The organism is Ruminococcus sp. FC2018, from assembly GCF_000621805.1.
Classification (GTDB): domain Bacteria; phylum Bacillota; class Clostridia; order Oscillospirales; family Ruminococcaceae; genus Hominimerdicola.
Window position 1 is genome coordinate 162,815 of the sequence record NZ_JHXH01000003.1, and the last position, 18,861, is coordinate 181,675.

General features: G+C 47.4%; 17 protein-coding genes. 10 read left to right on the top strand and 7 right to left on the bottom strand.

Translation table 11 applies throughout. The features are described 5' to 3' along the window. Positions 1 to 36: 36 nt before the first annotated feature. Positions 37 to 3,612, bottom strand: a complete 3,576-nt coding sequence (nifJ, locus tag T494_RS0103295; protein ID WP_028505066.1) for a pyruvate:ferredoxin (flavodoxin) oxidoreductase — start codon at positions 3,610 to 3,612, stop codon at positions 37 to 39. 384 nt (positions 3,613 to 3,996) lie between these two features. Further along, positions 3,997 to 4,965, bottom strand: coding sequence for a CobD/CbiB family cobalamin biosynthesis protein (locus T494_RS0103300; RefSeq protein ID WP_028505067.1), 969 nt, complete (start codon positions 4,963 to 4,965; stop codon positions 3,997 to 3,999). A 253-nt stretch (positions 4,966 to 5,218) separates the two neighbouring features. Here T494_RS0103300 and guaB point away from each other — a divergent pair, with 253 nt between their 5' ends. Further along, positions 5,219 to 6,697 carry an IMP dehydrogenase gene (gene guaB, locus T494_RS0103305; RefSeq protein ID WP_028505068.1) on the top strand — a complete coding sequence of 493 codons (1,479 nt, stop codon included), beginning with the start codon at positions 5,219 to 5,221 and terminating at the stop codon, positions 6,695 to 6,697. Between the two features lie 95 nt (positions 6,698 to 6,792). Here the strand turns inward: guaB and T494_RS14105 are convergent, their stop codons facing one another. Next, on the bottom strand, positions 6,793 to 6,948 hold the full coding sequence (locus tag T494_RS14105) for a hypothetical protein (protein WP_155984021.1): 156 nt from the start codon (positions 6,946 to 6,948) through the stop codon (positions 6,793 to 6,795). 117 nt (positions 6,949 to 7,065) lie between these two features. On the opposite strand from T494_RS14105, the gene T494_RS0103310 reads away from it, so the two are divergent. From T494_RS0103310 to T494_RS13310, 6 genes are all read left to right on the top strand, one after another. Beyond that, positions 7,066 to 7,692, top strand: coding sequence for a helix-turn-helix domain-containing protein (locus T494_RS0103310; protein ID WP_051539981.1), 627 nt, complete (start codon positions 7,066 to 7,068; stop codon positions 7,690 to 7,692). Positions 7,693 to 7,718: 26 nt separating this feature from the next. Continuing rightward, positions 7,719 to 7,952 carry a PLD nuclease N-terminal domain-containing protein gene (locus T494_RS0103315; RefSeq protein ID WP_028505070.1) on the top strand — a complete coding sequence of 78 codons (234 nt, stop codon included), beginning with the start codon at positions 7,719 to 7,721 and terminating at the stop codon, positions 7,950 to 7,952. Next, complete coding sequence (locus tag T494_RS0103320) at positions 7,953 to 8,849, top strand: ABC transporter ATP-binding protein (RefSeq protein ID WP_028505071.1); 897 nt, start codon at positions 7,953 to 7,955, stop codon at positions 8,847 to 8,849. After that, complete coding sequence (locus T494_RS12150) at positions 8,846 to 9,616, top strand: ABC transporter permease (protein WP_051539983.1); 771 nt, start codon at positions 8,846 to 8,848, stop codon at positions 9,614 to 9,616. Before T494_RS0103320 ends, T494_RS12150 begins: the two co-directional genes overlap by 4 nt. Before the next feature lie 288 nt (positions 9,617 to 9,904). Beyond that, the gene (locus tag T494_RS0103330; protein ID WP_028505072.1) at positions 9,905 to 10,246 is read left to right on the top strand and encodes a hypothetical protein; all 342 of its coding nucleotides are present in this window, start codon (positions 9,905 to 9,907) and stop codon (positions 10,244 to 10,246) included. A gap of 207 nt (positions 10,247 to 10,453) precedes the next feature. After that, positions 10,454 to 11,029: a hypothetical protein gene (locus T494_RS13310; RefSeq protein WP_028505073.1), complete on the top strand. Its 576-nt coding sequence runs from the start codon at positions 10,454 to 10,456 to the stop codon at positions 11,027 to 11,029. Positions 11,030 to 11,190: 161 nt separating this feature from the next. On the opposite strand, the gene serS is transcribed toward T494_RS13310, so the two are convergent. After that, a complete protein-coding gene (gene serS / locus T494_RS0103340; protein ID WP_028505074.1) occupies positions 11,191 to 12,474 on the bottom strand; it encodes a serine--tRNA ligase in 1,284 nt (427 codons plus the stop codon). Positions 12,475 to 12,721: 247 nt separating this feature from the next. On the opposite strand from serS, the gene murC reads away from it, so the two are divergent. The 3 genes from murC to T494_RS0103355 are packed head-to-tail and all read left to right on the top strand — an operon-like array spanning position 12,722 to position 15,559. Continuing rightward, on the top strand, positions 12,722 to 14,155 hold the full coding sequence (murC, locus tag T494_RS0103345; protein ID WP_037343792.1) for a UDP-N-acetylmuramate--L-alanine ligase: 1,434 nt from the start codon (positions 12,722 to 12,724) through the stop codon (positions 14,153 to 14,155). 22 nt (positions 14,156 to 14,177) lie between these two features. Then, positions 14,178 to 14,765: a transcriptional repressor LexA gene (gene lexA / locus T494_RS0103350; RefSeq protein WP_028505076.1), complete on the top strand. Its 588-nt coding sequence runs from the start codon at positions 14,178 to 14,180 to the stop codon at positions 14,763 to 14,765. A gap of 29 nt (positions 14,766 to 14,794) precedes the next feature. After that, positions 14,795 to 15,559: a zinc ribbon domain-containing protein gene (locus T494_RS0103355; RefSeq protein WP_028505077.1), complete on the top strand. Its 765-nt coding sequence runs from the start codon at positions 14,795 to 14,797 to the stop codon at positions 15,557 to 15,559. A gap of 54 nt (positions 15,560 to 15,613) precedes the next feature. Here the strand turns inward: T494_RS0103355 and T494_RS0103360 are convergent, their stop codons facing one another. Genes T494_RS0103360 through T494_RS0103370 form a run of 3 tightly spaced genes read right to left on the bottom strand, consistent with a single transcriptional unit; the run spans position 15,614 to position 18,847 of the window. After that, positions 15,614 to 16,753: an ABC transporter permease gene (locus T494_RS0103360; protein ID WP_028505078.1), complete on the bottom strand. Its 1,140-nt coding sequence runs from the start codon at positions 16,751 to 16,753 to the stop codon at positions 15,614 to 15,616. Then, entirely contained in the window at positions 16,740 to 17,879 is a 1,140-nt protein-coding gene (locus tag T494_RS0103365; RefSeq protein ID WP_028505079.1) for an ABC transporter permease, read from the bottom strand. The genes T494_RS0103360 and T494_RS0103365 overlap by 14 nt, the downstream gene beginning before the upstream one ends. A 20-nt stretch (positions 17,880 to 17,899) precedes the next feature. Then, a complete protein-coding gene (locus tag T494_RS0103370) occupies positions 17,900 to 18,847 on the bottom strand; it encodes an ABC transporter ATP-binding protein (protein WP_028505080.1) in 948 nt (315 codons plus the stop codon). Positions 18,848 to 18,861 lie beyond the last annotated feature (14 nt).

Consider the following 18,861-nt stretch of genomic DNA (forward strand, 5'->3'; position numbering starts at 1 on the left):
CCATAAGGTCCGACCTCTTTGATGTTTATGGGAAAATTACTTCTTTTCCTCGTTGTTGTAGAGCTTAGCGTATCTTACCAGATAATCATATCTGTCAGCTGCGTTCTTGATAGCGCTGCTGAACAGCTTTTCAGCTCTCTCAGGGTTCTGTCTTGCAAGAGCATTATATCTTACCTCACCCATGATGAACTCCTTATAATCAGCTGTTGGAGCCTTGGAGTCCAGAGTAAACGGATTCTTGCCCTCTGCCTTCAGCTCAGGATTGAATCTGTACAGATGCCAGTAACCTGCCTGTACTGCCTTCTTCTCCTCAGTCTGAGCGATGGACATACCGCCCTTGATACCATGGTTGATACATGGAGCATAACCGATGATAAGGGATGGTCCGTGGTAAGCCTCAGCCTCGCTGATAGCCTTGATACACTGGTTCATGTCAGCACCCATTGCGATGTGTGCAACATAAACGTAGCCGTAAGACATTGCGATACCTGCCAGATCCTTCTTCTTAACTTCCTTACCTGCTGCTGCGAACTGTGCGATAGCACCGGTAGGAGTTGACTTGGAGGACTGTCCGCCTGTGTTGGAGTAAACCTCGGTATCGAATACAAAGATGTTTACGTCCTCGCCGGAAGCGATAACATGGTCAAGACCAGAGAATCCGATATCATAAGCCCAGCCGTCGCCGCCGAAGATCCACATGGACTTCTTCTTGAGGTAATCAGCATCCTTAAGGATCTCATCAGCTGCCTTTGACTTGTTCTTCTTCAGAGCTGCTACCAGAGCTTCTGTTGCAGCGCCGTTGCTTGCACCGTCGTCAACGGTTGCAAGATATTCCTCACAAGCCTTCTTCAGACCTGCGTTCTTTGTAGCTTTGGAAAGGTCAAGTACCTTGCCGATAGCTCTGTTTCTTACAGCGGACTGAGCCAGGAACATACCGTAGCCGTACTCAGCGTTGTCCTCGAACAGGGAGTTAGCCCATGCAGGACCCTTGCCGTCCTTATTTGTTGTGTAAGGAGTTGAAGGTGCGGAGCCGCCCCAGATAGAGGAGCATCCTGTTGCGTTGGCGATATACATTCTGTCGCCGAACAGCTGTGTGATGAGCTTAGCATAAGGTGTCTCACCGCATCCTGCGCAAGCGCCGGAGAACTCAAGCAGAGGCTGCTTGAACTGTGAGCCCTTAACAGTCTTCTCGTTGAACTTTGCAAATACCTCAGGCTTTTCAGCAAGAGTCAGACCGTAGTTGAATACCTCCTGCTCAGCAAGCTGGCTCTCCAGAGGCATCATAGAAAGTGCCTTGTTGCCTTTCTTTCCGGGACATACGTTTACGCAGGAACCGCAGCCTGTGCAGTCCAGAGCGGACATTGTCATTACAAAGTTGTATCCCGGCATACCCATGCATGGGATAGCCTTTTCCTGAGCAAGCTTAGGAGCCTTCTTCAGCTCAGCATCTGTCATGATAACAGGTCTGATAACTGCGTGCGGGCAGACATAAGAGCAGAAGTTACACTGGATACAATTCTCATTGTTCCATGCAGGAACGTCAACAGCGATGCCTCTCTTCTCAAATGCAGCTGAGCCCTGTGGGAATGTACCGTCTGCCATCTTCACGAATGTGGAAACAGGCAGCTTGTCGCCTTCCTGAGCGTTGCATGGGATCTGGATGCTGTTTACGAAATCCTGAAGTGTCTTGTTGCCTGCGACCTTAACCTTAGGCATACCCATCTTGGAATCCTTAGCGTTCTTCCAGGACTCAGGTACCTTGACCTCGACTACCTGCTGGCAGCCTGCGTCGATAGCGTCATGGTTCATCTTTACGATAGCCTCGCCCTTCTTGGAATAAGAAGCGGTAGCAGCGTCCTTCATATACTTGATAGCGTCCTTGATAGGAATGATGTTTGCAAGCTTAAAGAATGCAGACTGGAGCACGGTGTTGATCCTGTTGCCCAGACCGATCTCCTTACCGATCTTAACGCCGTTGATGATATAGAACTTGATGTTGTTCTGGGCAATATATCTCTTAACCTGTCCGGGGAGGTGCTTGTCAAGCTCCTTCTCTGTCCACTGACAGTTGAGCAGGAATGTTCCGCCCGGCTTGATGTCGTTAACGATGTTGTACTTGTTGATGTACGACTCGTTATGGCAGGCAACGAAGTCAGCCTGGTTGATGAGGTAAGTGGACTTGATAGGTGTCTTACCGAATCTGAGGTGAGAAACTGTTACGCCGCCGGACTTCTTGGAGTCATAAGCGAAGTAAGCCTGAGCATAAAGGTCGGTGTGGTCACCGATGATCTTGATGGAGTTCTTGTTTGCACCAACGGTACCGTCAGCGCCAAGACCCCAGAACTTACAAGCAGTTGTGCCCTCGGGAGCAGAGTTAAGCTTGCCCTCGGATTTGAGTGAAAGGCCTGTAACGTCGTCCTCGATGCCGATAGTAAATCTTGGCTTGAAGGTATCCTTCCAGGAAGCGTTCCAGTAAACTGCCTTGATCTGGTCAGGAGTTGTATCCTTGGAACCAAGACCGTATCTGCCGGATGCAACGGGAACATCATGGAACTGAGTGCCCTTGAGAGCTGCAACAACGTCCAGATACAGAGGTTCGCCAAGAGAACCCGGCTCCTTTGTTCTGTCAAGAACAGAAACCTGCTCGCAGGTGCTTGGGATAGCCTCTACCAGCTTGGAAGCTACGAAAGGTCTGTAAAGTCTTACCTTAACAAGACCAAGCTTTGTGCCTTCGGTAGCGTTGAGGTAATCGATAGTCTCCTCGATAGTATCACATACAGAGCCCATAGCAACGATTACGTGAGTTGCATCGGGAGCACCGTAGTAGTTGAACAGCTTATAGTCTGTACCGATCTTCTTGTTTACCTTGTTCATGTAATCCTCAACGATGCCGGGGATAGCGTCATAGTAAGGATTGCAAGCCTCACGAGCCTGGAAGAAGATATCAGGGTTCTGAGCTGTACCACGAAGTACAGGATGCTCAGGGTTGAGAGCTCTCTTTCTGAACTCGTCGATCTTCTTGAAGTTTACCATGCTTCTTACGTCTTCGATGTCCCATGTCTCGATCTTCTGGATCTCATGAGATGTTCTGAATCCGTCGAAGAAGTGAAGGAAAGGAACTCTGCCTTCGATTGTCGAAAGGTGAGCAACTGTACCAAGGTCCATAACCTCCTGAGGGTTGGATGAGCACAGCATTGCGAAACCTGTCTGACGGCAAGCATACACGTCAGAGTGATCGCCGAAGATGTTAAGTGCATGGGAAGCAACACATCTTGCAGATACATGGATAACGCAAGGGAGAAGCTCACCTGCGATCTTGTACATATTTGGGATCATAAGGAGAAGTCCCTGGGATGCTGTGTAGGTAGTTGTCAGTGCACCTGCTGCAAGAGAACCGTGAACTGTACCGGAAGCGCCTGCCTCAGACTGCATCTCTGCAACCTTTACCGGTGCGCCGAACAGGTTTTTCTGTCCCTTTGCAGACCACTGGTCTGTTACCTCTGCCATAACGGAAGAAGGTGTGATCGGATAGATAGCAGCGACTTCTGTAAACGGGTATGATGCCCATGCAGCAGCGTTGTTACCATCCATGGTTTTCATTTTTCTTGCCATTTCTTGAATCATTCCTTTCTGAATATTTAGCCCTCAGGCAAAATTAGAAATTCTTTTTTGTCTGCCCGGCAAAGCACACGGCAGACTTGACCTCTTGCAAAGCTTAAACTCTGCGTAAGACAAAAAGCAAAACGCAAAAATACTTTCTGTCATTTTAACTATTATAGTATATCACTTATTTTTTGATTTGTAAATAGCTTTCCGCTTTTTTGTTGAAAAAATTTCCCTTAATTATTTTAAATTTTTGATGATGTGCCCGTGTCATTTTCAAACGCAGACTTTCATCGTGAAAGTTTCTCACGGGTAACAAAAAAGCCCGCCGTTTTTTATCGGCAGGCAATGGAAAAATCCGCTTGATATACATATTGTTTCTGATTCAATTTTTCAGATATATTTCATCAGGAAAAACAGTCCCACTCTCACCGCTGCGACCAGCATGAGCATGAACATCGACGAGCCGGAGATAAGCTGATTGACCCAATAGATACTGGCGGTGCCGGGAGTCTGTGTTTCTTTTCCCAGCGTCATCGTTACGCTGTTGGGATAGCCGCTGTCAATGGAAATATCCAGCAGTCCTGCGCACGCCGCCTGGGTCTGTGCCGCATTCCTGTTTGCCGAATCTGCTGCAAATCTTTTCACCGTCTGGGATGCGTTTTTTGAATCCAGCATAAGCAGCGAGCCGTCGGCAACGCAAAGCTTTGCGGCGATCCTTGAAGGCACAAAAGTAAAGAACTTATTTATTGCCGTGGGGACCCGTCCGGAGGTATCCTCGTAGCCTCCCATCCTGCCGCCGACTCTGTCGGCGATATTGACACAGCGGTACACAAATCCCCCGGCTCCCCCAAGCAGTCCTATCCAGAATATAGGCGCAACTGCGTGGTCGGTTATATTAGCCGAGGCAGACTCCAGGGTGCATCTTACGATATCCTCCGAGTCAAGGTCATCGGCATTCATTCCGGTAAGCTCTGTAAAAAACTCTCTTGCACTCTGAAGGTCGTTTTTCTGCAGCGACCTCATTATCTGTGCGGCAAGGGTCTTTGAATTTCTTATGGAAAGTGCGGCTGCACACATGATGCTTTCCACAAAGATCCCTACCACATTTGAAATAAGATATCCAAGGATATACAGACCCACGGAGGGTATCACCGCACTCAGCAGCACGATGAACTCAAACATTCCCCCGGCTGCATTTCTTGCTTCCTTTGAATCGGCATATGCATTTTTTATCCTGCTGTCAACGACAGTTATGTATTTTTTTATCAGTCCCGGAAGAAATCTCCCCACCGAGGTATCTCCCAGCAGCGCATCAAGCACAAAACCTATTGCCAGTGCGCAAAGTGTATTCATTATCATATCGTTTCTCTCCGTTCCGCTGCATCAGAAACTGACGCTGTCATACATTGTATCACAATTACAACTTTTTTTCAACAGCATTTGCAAACTTTTTTCTCCCAATCCACCATATGTGCAAATTGCTGTTTTTGTTAACAGTGAGTTTGATATTTTTTACATTTGCGTTTATTGACTTTTAGGCTGAAATGGTGTATCATGAAGAATAATATTTTTGACGAAGTTTGAAGTATGAAGGAAAACGGGAGGTAAAATTATGCTTGAAACAAACGAAAACAAGAAATTTACAAAAGAAGGCATCACATTTGACGATGTGCTGCTCATACCAGGAGAGTCCGATTGTACTCCCGACATGGTGGACATTCACACCCATCTCACCAAGGACATCGTTCTCAACACACCAATAATGACCTCGGCAATGGATACGGTCACCGAATCCAGAATGGCTATCGCTATTGCTCGTGAGGGCGGTATCGGCATAATCCACAAGAACATGACCATTGCTCAGCAGGCTGACGAGGTGGACAAGGTCAAAAGGTCGGAAAACGGAGTTATCGTTGACCCGTTCTCTCTTACAGCCGATAAAACAGTTGCCGAGGCTGACGCACTTATGGGAAGATACAAAATATCCGGCGTTCCTATCGTTGACGAAAAGAACAAACTCGTTGGCATCCTGACAAACCGGGATCTGAGATTTATCAAAGACTTTGATTCTATTTTGATAAAAGACGTTATGACAAAGGACAACCTTGTCACAGCACCCGTAGGCACAGACCTTGCAGGCGCACAGCAGATCCTTATGAAGCATAAGATCGAAAAGCTCCCGCTTGTTGATAAAGACGGCGTCCTCAAAGGACTTATCACTATAAAGGATATTGAAAAAGCGGAGAAATATCCAAGCTCCGCAAGGGATAAAAAGGGCAGACTGCTTTGCGGTGCAGCTATCGGCATGACCCAGGATGTACTTGAAAGAGCAGGTGCGCTTATAGATGCACAGGTGGACGTACTGGTGCTTGACTCTGCACACGGTCATTCGATGAACGTTATCAACTGCCTCAAAAAGGTAAAGGCTGCGTTCCCGGACACTCCCGTGATCGCAGGAAACATAGCAACCGCTGCTGCTGCAAAGGCTCTTTGTGAGGCAGGCGCAGACGCTATAAAAGTAGGTATCGGTCCGGGCTCCATCTGCACAACAAGAGTTGTTTCGGGTATCGGCGTTCCCCAGATCACAGCGGTTTATGACGCTGCTTGTGAGGCTGCAAAGTACGGTGTTCCCGTTATCGCAGACGGCGGTATCAAGTACTCGGGCGATATTGTAAAGGCACTTGCCGCAGGTGCAAGCGTAGTAATGCTCGGCTCGCTGCTGGCAGGCTGCGAAGAAGCTCCCGGCGAGGTAGAGATATACCAGGGACGTTCCTTCAAGGTTTACAGAGGCATGGGTTCAATGGCTGCAATGGCTTGCGGCTCAAAGGACAGATACTTCCAGACCAACACAAAGAAGCTTGTTCCGGAAGGCGTAGAGGGACGAGTTGCTTTCAAGGGTCCTGTAAGCGATACTATCTACCAGCTTGTAGGCGGTATCAGATCGGGTATGGGTTACTGCGGCTGCCACACTATCGACGAGCTTGCGGAAAAGGCACAGTTCATAAGGATCACAGGCGCAGGACTGAAAGAGTCCCACCCGCACGACATTTATATCACAAAGGAAGCTCCGAACTATTCGGCAGGATTCTGATAAATACAAAGCCGAGAGAGATCTCGGCTTTTAGTTTTTAAGAAAAAAAGATAAGATGTAAGAACTTGTTGTCTGAAATACATATCTGCGTCTGCTCAGCTGACAGCTGAGGGTATTTCTTCTGAAAAAAGTTTTCTCTTAACTCTCTCTGAGCCTCTCACTACTTTTTCGTTATCGGGGTCGAAGATCCCCGATGGCGAAAAAGCAATAAAAGGTTTCTGAAGGGGGGTTGGGGGGGAACTCTTCTCCAAAAGAGCCCCCCCAAACTATCAGTTGAGTGGCGCAAATGCGTTGTTTTCAACCGTCAGTTTGTTTACATTTCATTATTCGTGTGCTATGCTGAGTACATGAAAGGAGGACATTCCCCGATGATCGATATGATAAAGATCGGCAAATTCATCAGTCAGTGCCGAAAAGAAAAAGGACTCACTCAGGCACAGCTTGCAGAGAAGTTCGGCATCACCGACAGAGCTGTTTCCAAATGGGAAACAGGAAAGAGCATTCCCGATGCGTCGATAATGCTTGAGCTTTGCGCAGAGCTTGGGATAAGTGTCAACGAACTGCTCAGCGGGGAAAAACTAAACGATATGACAAACTATAATGAACAAGCAGAGAAAAACCTGCTTGACCTCAAAGAGAGAGAGGAAAAGGCAAGCAGAAATATGCTCACGATGGAAGTAGTCATCGGTTTCATCTCAACAGCCGCATTTCTTGCACTTTTGCTGTTCGGGGTCTTTGCGCCGGGGCTTTCACAGGTATGGCGTATCGTACCGTGCATTATCGGAGCTATTATCTTTGCGGTGTCGATGCACGTTTGCATAAAGATAGAGCAGACCGCAGGCTACTATGAGTGTCCGCACTGCAAGCACACTTTCGTGCCGACACTGAAGCAGACCTATATGGCTCAGCATATCGGCAGAACAAGAAAAATGAGATGTCCGCACTGCCACGAAAAAGGCTGGTGCAAAAAAGTGCTCACAAAGAACGAAGAATAAATAAAGAATAATCGGAGGAAACAACTATGAACATTTTAGCAGAGATAAAAAACTTTGAGGACCTTAAAGAATATTTGCCGTTTATCATTCCGCTGTGCGTTTTGCAGTTCGGACTGATGATCGCCGCACTTGTCAGCATTTTCAGGCACAAAACATATAAAACAGGCAACAGAGCAGTCTGGGTAGTGATCACGCTGCTTGTCAGCATGGTAGGACCTATCCTCTATTTCGTGCTCGGCAAAACTGACGAGGAAGAATAAATGAACGTGCTTGAAATTAAAGACCTGCACAAAAGCTTCGGCTCAAAGACGGTGCTTGACGGCTTGACCTTTTCGGTAAGCGAGGGCAGCGTATTTGGCTTTATCGGCAGAAACGGCGCAGGCAAAACAACTACAATGAAAATAATCCTCGGTCTGCTGCAAGCCGACAGCGGTGAGGTCACCGTCTGCGGCGAGAAAGTGACTTACGGCAGCACGGCAGCGAACAGATTCATAGGGTATCTGCCAGACGTGCCGGAATTCTACGGATACATGACGGCGAGGGAATATCTGAAGCTGTGCGGCGAGGTCACGGGAATGAAACAAAGCGAGATAAAGTCACGCTCCGCCGAACTTCTGGAGCTTGTCGGACTTGCAGGCGAAAAGCACCGCATCAAAGGTTATTCCCGAGGAATGAAACAGCGTCTTGGAATTGCGCAGGCGCTTATCAACAAGCCGCGTCTGCTAATCTGCGACGAGCCGACATCGGCTCTCGACCCCGTCGGCAGAAAAGAGATACTTGAAATAATCCGCTCTGCAAAGGGCGAGACCAGCGTCATTTTTTCAACACACATCCTTTCGGACGTTGAAAAGATTTGCGATGATACCGCCATACTCGAAAAGGGCAGGACTGCTCTGTGCGGCACCGTCAGCGAGCTGAAGGCAAAGCGCTCGGGCAGCGATGTGCAGATAGTGCCTGCAAATGCGGGCGATACCGAAAAGGCTGCAAAGCTGCTCGGCGGCGAGGCGCAAAGCGGCACTGTTATAGTCAGAAATGCATCACAGGAAAAGATGCTGAGCATACTCAAAATAATAAGCGAAAACAGGATCGCCGTGCAGAAAATCGAGCACACCGAGCCTGACCTTGAACAGCTTTTTATGGAGGTGATCGGCAAATGAACGGCTTTTCACCCTTTCTGAAAAAGGAGTTTTTCGAGCTTTACCGCAAGGGCAGACTGCTGCTTTTCGGTATACTCTTTGTATTCTTCGGCATCGAAGCGCCTGCGCTGGCAAAGCTCACCCCTGCGCTTTTTAAATTGATGTCTGACGAGTTCGAGCAGCAGGGCGTTATCGTCAAAGACGTGACCTCGACCGCTGCGGTCTCGTGGGATCAGTTCTTCGGGAACCTGCCTGTCATACTGATTGTTTTTGTGATAGTCTTTGCATCAAGCGTCACAAGCGAGTTTTCAAGCGGCAGCATTATACCGCTTCTCACCAAAGGACTTTCGCGCACCGCCTTTATGCTCTCAAAGCTCACAAGCGCACTGATAACATGGTCTGCGGGGCTGTGGCTGTGCTTTGGCATAACCTACGCCTACACTGCGTATTACTGGAAGGATGACTCTGTGCAGAGCCTTATCCCGACTCTGCTGCTGTGGTGGCTGTTCTCGGTAATGGTGATATGCCTGATGTACTTTTTCGCATCGTTTGCACAAACGCACATTCAGGTGATGATAGGCACGGGCTGCGTCGTTTTCGTGATGTCGGTGATCGGTGTTGCCGATCCGGTCAAGAAATATCTTCCGTCAACTCTTACAGACAGTATGAATTTCTGCACCGGCGCACAAAGCATTTCAACGATAATCCCCGCAATAGTAATCACCACGCTGGTGACCGTATGCTCTGTGGTGTTCAGTTTAGTGCTTATCGGAAAAAGAAAAGTTTAAAAAAACAATTCTGCAAAATAATTACGCTTTTGGTTCTATTTTTTGGAATTTTGGTATTGCAATAGATTTTAATATGTGTTATAATTAATGTGTCCTTAATAACCGCTGTCAAGCGGTTATTGCCCCGAACTGCGTTCGGGGAGCGCAAATTCTTAACATAATAGGGAATTTGCGCATCACATTTCTTGATGTCAAGCTCATTTTTGCCCTAAAGGGCAAATCAGAGTGCAAGAAAAAACATTAATTATAGCTAGACATTTTATAAACTAAGGAAGTGCCATTCTCATTATGATAAAAAAATCTATTACAGCCCTGCTCACGTGTGCAGCGATGTGCCTTGCGCTGACCAGCTGCGGTGACGAGTCTCAATATTCGGGAAAGCTGCAGACTTATTCCATAGCTTCTCAGCAAACCACCACCAATAACAGCTCAAAGAAGGACGACAGCTCAAAGGCAGCTACCACCAAAAAGACAACTACCACCAAAAAGACAACTACCACCCAGGAGTCAACTACAACTACCACTACAACTTCTGCCACCACCACTACCCAGTGGGCGCAGCCTACCGAGCAGTGGACTACCCAGTGGACACAGCCTGTATACACCCAGCCTCAGCTGTATTATCAGTAAGATCTCAGCGGCGGATATCTGAACGCTTGGTAGATAACGTGGTGAAAAATACAACAAAATACTACATATGGTATAAAAAAGCGGTGGAAAAATCTGCCGCTATTTTTTTTGAAAAAAGGCTTGCAAAATGCGAAACTATGTGTTATAATGTGACTTACAACGACGTAAAAAACCTTATGAGATACAGATATTTAAGGGAGTGTAAAAATGAAAACAACAAAACTTTTTGCTTCGATCTTGTCTGCAAGTCTGGCACTTTGCCTTTTCTCGGGCTGTGCAAAAGACACCACCAGCGACAAGGGTTCTCCCGATGTTGAGGAGATCGAGGTGATCCGCACGGTTGATTCCCAGGGCGAGGACGTAAAGCAGACCGACAAGAAGGGCGAATGGAACGTTGATCTTCCCCAGGCTCAGAGCCAGGTCACAACCACTGCAAAGAGTGCTGAGACCAAAAAGGAAGAGACTGCCACAACCACAAAGAAGTCTACCATAGCTCAGCAGATGGAATCTGCTACACAGCAGAGCACACAGCAGCAGGTTTGGACACAGCAGACACAGGAAAGCTCAAGGACTTATGCGGCAACTACCACCAAGGCGGCAGCAGCTACTACCACAAAGGCGACAACAAAAGCAACTACAAAAGCTACTACCAAGGCGACTACCAAGGCGACTACCAAGGCGACTGTAAGAACAACCACGAGAGCCACTACCACGACAAGGGCTACCACAAAGGCTACCGAGGCGACCACAAAGGCAGGAACCGTCTGGACGGGTATTTCCTAATTACATACATCCTGCGGCAGGAATTTTCCTGCCGCTTTTTTGTACCCAAAATTTTTTGAGCTCAAAAAAGAAAAGCCCTCCCCTGTCCGTTTACAGACAAGAGAGGGCGCTTTTTTCAATAAGGGATATCGTCCCGTTATTCAAGCACGACCGGTCATATCTTACTTTGAAAGCTTGTCCTTTCCACCCATGTACATTCTCAAAGGCTCGGGGATAGCTACGCTGCCATCGGCTTGGAGATTGTTCTCCAAAAATGCGATAAGCATTCTCGGAGGCGCAACAACGGTGTTGTTAAGAGTGTGTGCAAAATACTTCTGTCCGTCTGCACCCTTTATCCTTATGGCAAGTCTTCTTGCCTGTGCGTCGCCCAGATTTGAGCAGGAGCCTACCTCAAAGTACTTCTGCTGTCTTGGACTCCACGCCTCAACGTCACAGCTCTTCACCTTCAGATCTGCAAGGTCGCCCGAGCAGCATTCCAGAGTTCTTACCGGGATATCAAGGCTGCGGAAGAAGTCAACGCTGTTCTGCCACAGCTTATCATACCACGCCATTGAATCCTCAGGCTTGCAGACAACGATCATTTCCTGTTTTTCAAACTGGTGTATCCTATATACCCCACGTTCCTCAATGCCGTGTGCACCCACCTCTTTTCTGAAGCATGGCGAATAGCTTGTCAGCGTCTTGGGAAGCTCGCTCTCGGGGGTGATGGTATCAATGAACTTGCCTATCATGGAATGTTCCGATGTACCGATAAGATAAAGGTCCTCCCCCTCGATCTTGTACATCATGTTCTCCATTTCCGCAAAGCTCATAACGCCTGTAACAACGTCGGAACGGATCATAAACGGGGGAACGTAGTATGTGAATCCCCTGTCGATCATAAAATCTCTTGCATAGGAAAGAATTGCAGAGTGAAGTCTTGCAATGTCGCCCTTGAGGTAGTAAAAACCGTTGCCCGATGTTCTTCTTGCAGCGTCAAGGTCGATACCGTCAAACTTCTCCATAATGTCAACGTGATACGGTACCTCAAAATCAGGCACAACAGGCTCGCCAAAACGCTGGATCTCAACGTTCTCGCTGTCGTCCTTGCCGATAGGCACGCTGTCATCGATAATATTAGGGATGACCAGCATTCTCTCACGGATCTGAGATTCGTAGATGGTCTCGTCCTTTTCCAGCTGCTCAAGCTCTGCACCGATAGCGGTCACCTCGGCTTTTACCTTTTCCGCCTCGTCCTTGAGACCCTTGCCCATAAGACCGCCGATCTCCTTGGACATTACCTTTCTCTTATTGCGCAACTCGTCGCATCTTGTCTTGGCTGCTCTGAACTTTGTGTCAAGCTCCAGCACCTCGTCAACAAGCACCAGCTTTTCATCCTGGAACTTCTTTCTAATGTTTTCCTTAACAAGCTCCGGATTTGTACGCACCAGTTTTATATCCAGCATATTTTTCCTCTCCTTTTGTCTGCCGGGCAGACTTTTCTTAATAAAAATACACTAATAATATACCACCAATATGCCTTTTTGTCAACAACGACCCCCTGTTTCCAAAGTTATACGCCTCCCTTAAACATATGGTAATAATTTTTTTGCCGCAAGTTCAAAATTTCATTTAAAAAGTGCTTTATTTTTCGTAAAAAATGTAATATAATAGAGGTGAACAAATATTCGAATCTGAAGCGAGGTCTTTTCCATGATAAATGACGAGATCCTGAAAAATATTGAGCGTGTGCATTTTATCGGCATAGGCGGCTCGGGAATGTACCCGATCGTGCAGATCTTTCACAGCAAAGGATATAAAATAACCGGTTCGGACAACAACGAGACCGAGACCCTTGATGCAGTACGCAAAATGGGCATTCAGGTCTTTATGGGACAAAGAGCCGAAAATATAGGCGATGCTCAGCTTATAATTTACACCGCCGCAATAATGGCGGATAACCCGGAGCTTATCTCGGCTAAGCAAGCCGAAAAGGAAGGCAGAGCTTATGTCTGCGAGAGAGCGGATATCCTGGGGCTTATCACAGGCTGGTACGAGGATGCGGTGTGCGTTTGCGGGACCCACGGTAAGACTACCACCTCTTCAATGCTCACACAGATATTCCTGGACGAGGGAGTTGACCTTTCCTGCGTTATCGGAGGCAAGCTGCCAAGCATTAACGGCTCAGGCAGAAGCGGCTCCAGCAGCATTATGGTCTGCGAGTCCTGTGAGTATCAGGACCATTTCCTCAAATTCCACCCGGACGTTGCGGTTATACTCAACGTTGATGCGGATCACCTGGAATATTTCAAGAACATTGAAAACATTATAAAGAGCTTTAACGTCTTTGCGCAAAAAACCACCAAGTGCATAATCTTCAACGGCGACGACGAAAACTCCCACAAGGCAGTTGACGGCGTGGACAAGGAAAAGATAACCTTCGGCTTTGACAAAAGCAACGATTACAGCGCAGTTATCCTGAATAAAAAGGGCTTAAAAACAGAGTTCGAGGTTTACTGCAAGCAGGATATGCAGCCCAGAAAAATGGCTATACACGTTCCCGGCGACCACAACGTGCTCAACGCCCTGGCGGCGATCGCTGCGGCAAGGTACGAGGGAGTGTCCTGGGAGGGCATCCGCAAGGGGCTTGACAGTTTTTTCGGCGCAGTAAGACGTTTTCAGAAGATAGACGAGGTAAAGGGCGTGACAATAGTTGACGATTACGCTCACCACCCCAAGGAGATAGAATGTACTCTAAAAGCCGCAAAGGGACTTGACTTCAACAGAGTCTGGGCGGTGTTCCAGCCATTCACCTATTCAAGGACAAAGATACTTATGGACGATTTTGTAAGTGCCCTTGAGATAGCTGATACTGCGGTCATAACCGATATTATGGGCAGCCGTGAGAAAAACACAGACGGCATTTATGCCGAGATGCTAGGCGAGAGGATAAAAGATTCGGTTTATTTTCTCACCGACCATGAGCTTGTGGACAAGCAGACTGCTCAGCAGAAGGAATACAACTTCATGCAGTGTGTGGACTATATTGCTCAAAATGCACAGCAGGGCGATCTGGTGATAACGCTGGGCTGCGGAGATGTATACAAGCTGGCGAAGATGCTGGCACAGAAGCTGAAGCAAATGTGATTTTGCCGAAAGGACAGAAAACATGACTCTTAACGAAACCGAAAAAAAGGTATATGATTTTATAAGAGACAGTATCGAAAAGGGGTATCCTCCAACGGTGAGAGAGATATGCTCAAAGATGGATTTCAGATCCACCTCCACCGCTCACAGATACATCAATTCCCTTGCCGATAAAGGTCTTATAGAAAAAGGCAGCAATCAGAACAGAGCCATACGACTGGCAGGCAGAGGCGCAGTACGAGTCCCTGTGGTGGGGCGTGTCACTGCGGGAAAGCCTATAACTGCCATTGAGGACATTACGGATTATGTGAGCTTTGTTCCACAGAAAAGCTATCAGAACGAATTGTTCGCTTTGAACGTAAAAGGCGAATCCATGATAAACGCTGCGATCCTTGACGGCGACACGGTTATCGTGGAGCAGACACCGTATGCGGAAAACGGCGAGATAGTTGTGGCACTTGTGGACGGGTCAGATGCCACGGTAAAGAGATTTTTCAAGGAAAAAGGTCATTTCCGCCTTCAGCCGGAAAACGACACTATGGAGCCTATAATCTCGGACAATGTCCAGATAATGGGCAAGGTCGTAGCTGTAATGAGATATATCCAATAAAAACAATTATTATTTAGGAGTGCATCGATATGAGCAACACCTGTAAATACTGCGGAGCAACACTTGAAGACGGTTCAATGATATGCACCAACTGCGGAAAGGTGGTCCCCAGGACCCACCGGGCTGCTGTCCACAGTCAAGCCAATCAGTTCAGCGCAATAAACACCGGTATGTATAAAAACGAGCAGATGACCGATTCCAAAAGGCAGTTCCAGCCTACAATGGAATCCAGCAACCAGACCTACAACAAAGTCCGCAAGCACGTTGCCGATCAGGTCTACAGCAAAAACCGCAAGGGACAGAACTCAAACAATTCCATTAAGATGAATTTTGCCAACACCAACTTTGATGCCCAGGCAAAAAGCTTCCGTGCCACGGAGCTTGAGACTACCAGCGGAAACGAAAAGAAAAGCTCCCTGCACCCTGTTCTAAACAAGCTGGGCTGGATAATCGTTGCGATAGTGTTCCTTTACTTTACCTTTGGCGGTATAATGATACTTATAACCAAAAACGATACATATGATTTCGATATCCCCGGCTCCAACCCGCTGGTAGCCGATACATACGGCGAGGCAATATACAACTATTTTGACTCCGGCTGGTGGCATTACCGCTTTACAAAGGGGGTTTATTTCACCGGGAAAAGAGCCGGAAAGGAATATGAGGTATATTTCGGCGTGGAGAACAAAAAACGTGTGGTGACCAAGCTTGTGGAGGACGGAAAAGAAGTTGAGGCAACCGACCTTATGGGCACACGGATAATGGGAATGTTCATGGCGGACAAACGAGCGTAGCGTTTATAAAAATATAAGACCTCTGCACCAAAATGCAGAGGTCATTTTTATCTCTTAAAGTGCTTTTTTCTGTTTCTTGACAATGAGGGATACTGCGAAGATCGCCGCTGCAAACAGTACCTGCACGCCGATGCACATCATGACGGTGGAGAGCTTGAACTGCTCCGAACCAAGACCGCACACCATGTTGTTTGCCTTGACGTACCAGAACGCCGGCAGGAATCTTGCCACGGAGAGCACACCGCTTGAAAGCGTCTCCATAGGGACGAACATTCCGCACAGAAAAGCCATTCCAAGACCGAGCACCTGAGTGAGGAACGAAAGAGCGTTGTCGCTTACGCCAAGCTCTGCGAACAGCAGTGCGATAGCTACGCACACCAGGGTAAATGCAACGCTGTTGAGCACCGCATACCACATATTGCCCGAGAACATTCCGCCGTTCTTGCCTATGCCCAGCGCCATAAGTATCAGCCAGATGATGACTACAAAGATGCTGCTTGCGGCAATAGTCTGTACGGATACGCTGGAGGTCTTTATGCTGGAGCACTTTGTGCGGAAACCCACCTCTTTCTTGTTCATGGCAACGATCACCGGACAAAGAGCGCTGACGATCATGCTCAGAAGAGCATAGGGAAGGTAGTTGAAAAATGATGCTGCCTTGCTCTGTGATGACTCGTTAGAGAACGTCTCGAAAGTTACGTCCGTCTTTTCCGAAAGTGCCTCTGCGGCTGCGTCAATGGCTTTGGAAAGCTCCATGCCCCCTGCCATGTAAGCCTTTACAGTGGAAACGTAGGTGTCAAGGGTGGAATCTGCCAGCTTGTTTGTGTAGCTGTCGTGGAGATAGCGTGTGGAGAAAAGTCCGTCTGTTTCCCCCTTTGAAAGCTTATCCTGGTAGCCCTCGTTTATGGTGATGACATAGTTTGTGGAGGTAACATACAAAGCGTCGATAAGCTTGTCGTTGTCGTCCTCAAAATCAACGATGATGTTGTCCTTTTTGAGATATTCGCAAAGCTGCCTGCTGGCAGTCGTGTTATCCTTATCGTAGACGGTCAGCGCCATTTTTGAAGTGGCAAAGGAATTACTTTCGCCGCTGACATTTGTAAAGTTGAGTATCATAAGGAATATCCCAATGTACACAAGCATTGAAAGCCACTTTGTCTTTGATATCCTGAAAAACAGCTTAAAGACTTGCATATTTGCGCCTCCTTGTCATTAAAAGTCCAAGTGTGATAAATACCACTACCGTTATTATCATAGTTACTACACACTGAATATATCTTGTGTAGTCCTCGTAGATGTTAAGGCTGAAAAAGCTCTCGCACATAACTGCCGCCGGGTTGACTTTGTTGAACCAAGCAAACGAGGATTCTGCGATCTTCTGCTTGATGCTTGCGTCCATAAGCCCGCTGCAGAAGCAAAGCAGAAGCGATGATGCAGTACACAATGCGTTCTTTGTGCTTTCATTGAATCTTCCTATCGAGCCTATCACAAAGCCAAGAGAGCTGCCCACAAAGCCTGCAAGTATCGCCGTGAGGTAAACAAGAGGGATCCTGTTTCCCATATCCACACGAAGCACTGTGATTATGAACGTTACCGCTATCGCCATACACATCGCCTGTACGGCAAATGTGGCGCACAGATTTGAAAGTATGGTTTTTATCTTGGGTGTGGGGGAGATGCACTTTCTTGCGCCAAGGGGTGAGAGATTTCCCTGATTATGGGTTGCAACGTGCAGACCTGCAAGCGAGCCGAACATTGCTACCATCGCCAGGAGATTATAAAAATACTGGTCGTACATATTGGTGTTGCCCTTTGAAAGAGCCTGTGATCTGACTGTGCTTATCTCCTCTGTGAGAGCCTGTGTTACCGTCTGTATCTTAGCGGGGTCGATTTTTGCTGTGTCTGTGATTATCTTTGCGTTAAGGTTATACTTTTCAACAAACTTTTCAAGCATGGTGCTCTTGAGGCTGTTTGATGCAACGGTAAGGGAAAGCTTATCATCAACAAAGATTATTCCCCGCACGTCCTCGTCCTTGAGCTGTTTGAGAGCATCATCCTTGTCGGTGTAGACAAAACTGAACGCTGCGTCGTCATCCTGCCCGATCGCTTCTGCCACCTGACGGAAGGCTTTGCCGTTTTGCTCCGAATTTATCACCACGGCGGTCTTGACGGCGGTGAACTTGATGTCGTTGTCGTAGATGTTTCCGAAAGCCACTTTGAAGAATGTGCCAAGAGCTATGGGGTAGATGATGAGCCATATGATAACTTCTTTGACACGCAAGGTGGTAAGAATGTCATATTTGAAATTATGCCTGAACATATCGTTTCTCCTTTACCATGTCATTCGCTGTCTCTCAGCTGTTTGCCTGTGATTTCAAGGAACACGTCGTTTAGGGTTGGAAGCTCGGAATAAACTCTGCCGAAGTGGATATCCTTTTCCTGCAAAACTCCCAGTATCCTTATGAGATTGTGTTTTCCGCCGGAACAGTAAACATAAAGCTTTCCGTCGTTGTAGCTTACCTCGTAAACATGGGGCAGCTCTCTGAGCTGCTGTATCACGCTGTCCTCAGGCTGTGCTGTTTCGATGGACACCGTTTCGGTGTTCTTTATCATCTTTTTAAGCTCTGCCTTGGTGCCAAGGGCGATATTCTTGCCCTTATCCATTATTGCTATCCGTGAACATATCTGCTCTACCTCCTCCATGTAGTGGGAGGTATATATAATAGTTGCGCCCTGTGCGTTAAGCTCAAGGATACCCTCAAGTATCCTGTTTCTGCTCTGGGGATCAACCGCAACGGTCGGCTCATCAAGTATTATCAGCTCAGGCTTATGGGCTATCCCGCAGGCGATGTTCAGACGTCTTAAAAGACCGCCGGAAAGCTTTTTGGGTCTGAACTTTGTGAACTCCTCCAGCCCGACAAATTTTATTGCCTCGTCAACATACTGTTTTCTTGTTGCCTTATCGGTGATATAAAGTCCGCAGAAATAATCTATATTCTCGTAGACCGTAAGCTCGTCGTAAACTGCAACGTTCTGTGAGATAACTCCTATGCGCTTTTTCAGGGCGTAGTTTGTGGGAGTCATTTTCTCTCCGAAGATCTCTATCTCGCCCTTGTCAAAATCAAGCAGTGAAAGCAGGCAGTTGATAGTCGTGGTCTTTCCCGAACCGTTTGGTCCCAGCAGACCGAACACCTCACCCTGCTTTATTTCAAGGTCAAAGTGGTCAACTGCGATAAGCTCCTTATATCTCTTTACCAGATTTTCTATCTTTACTACTGTGTTTGCCATTTCGATTCCTCCCG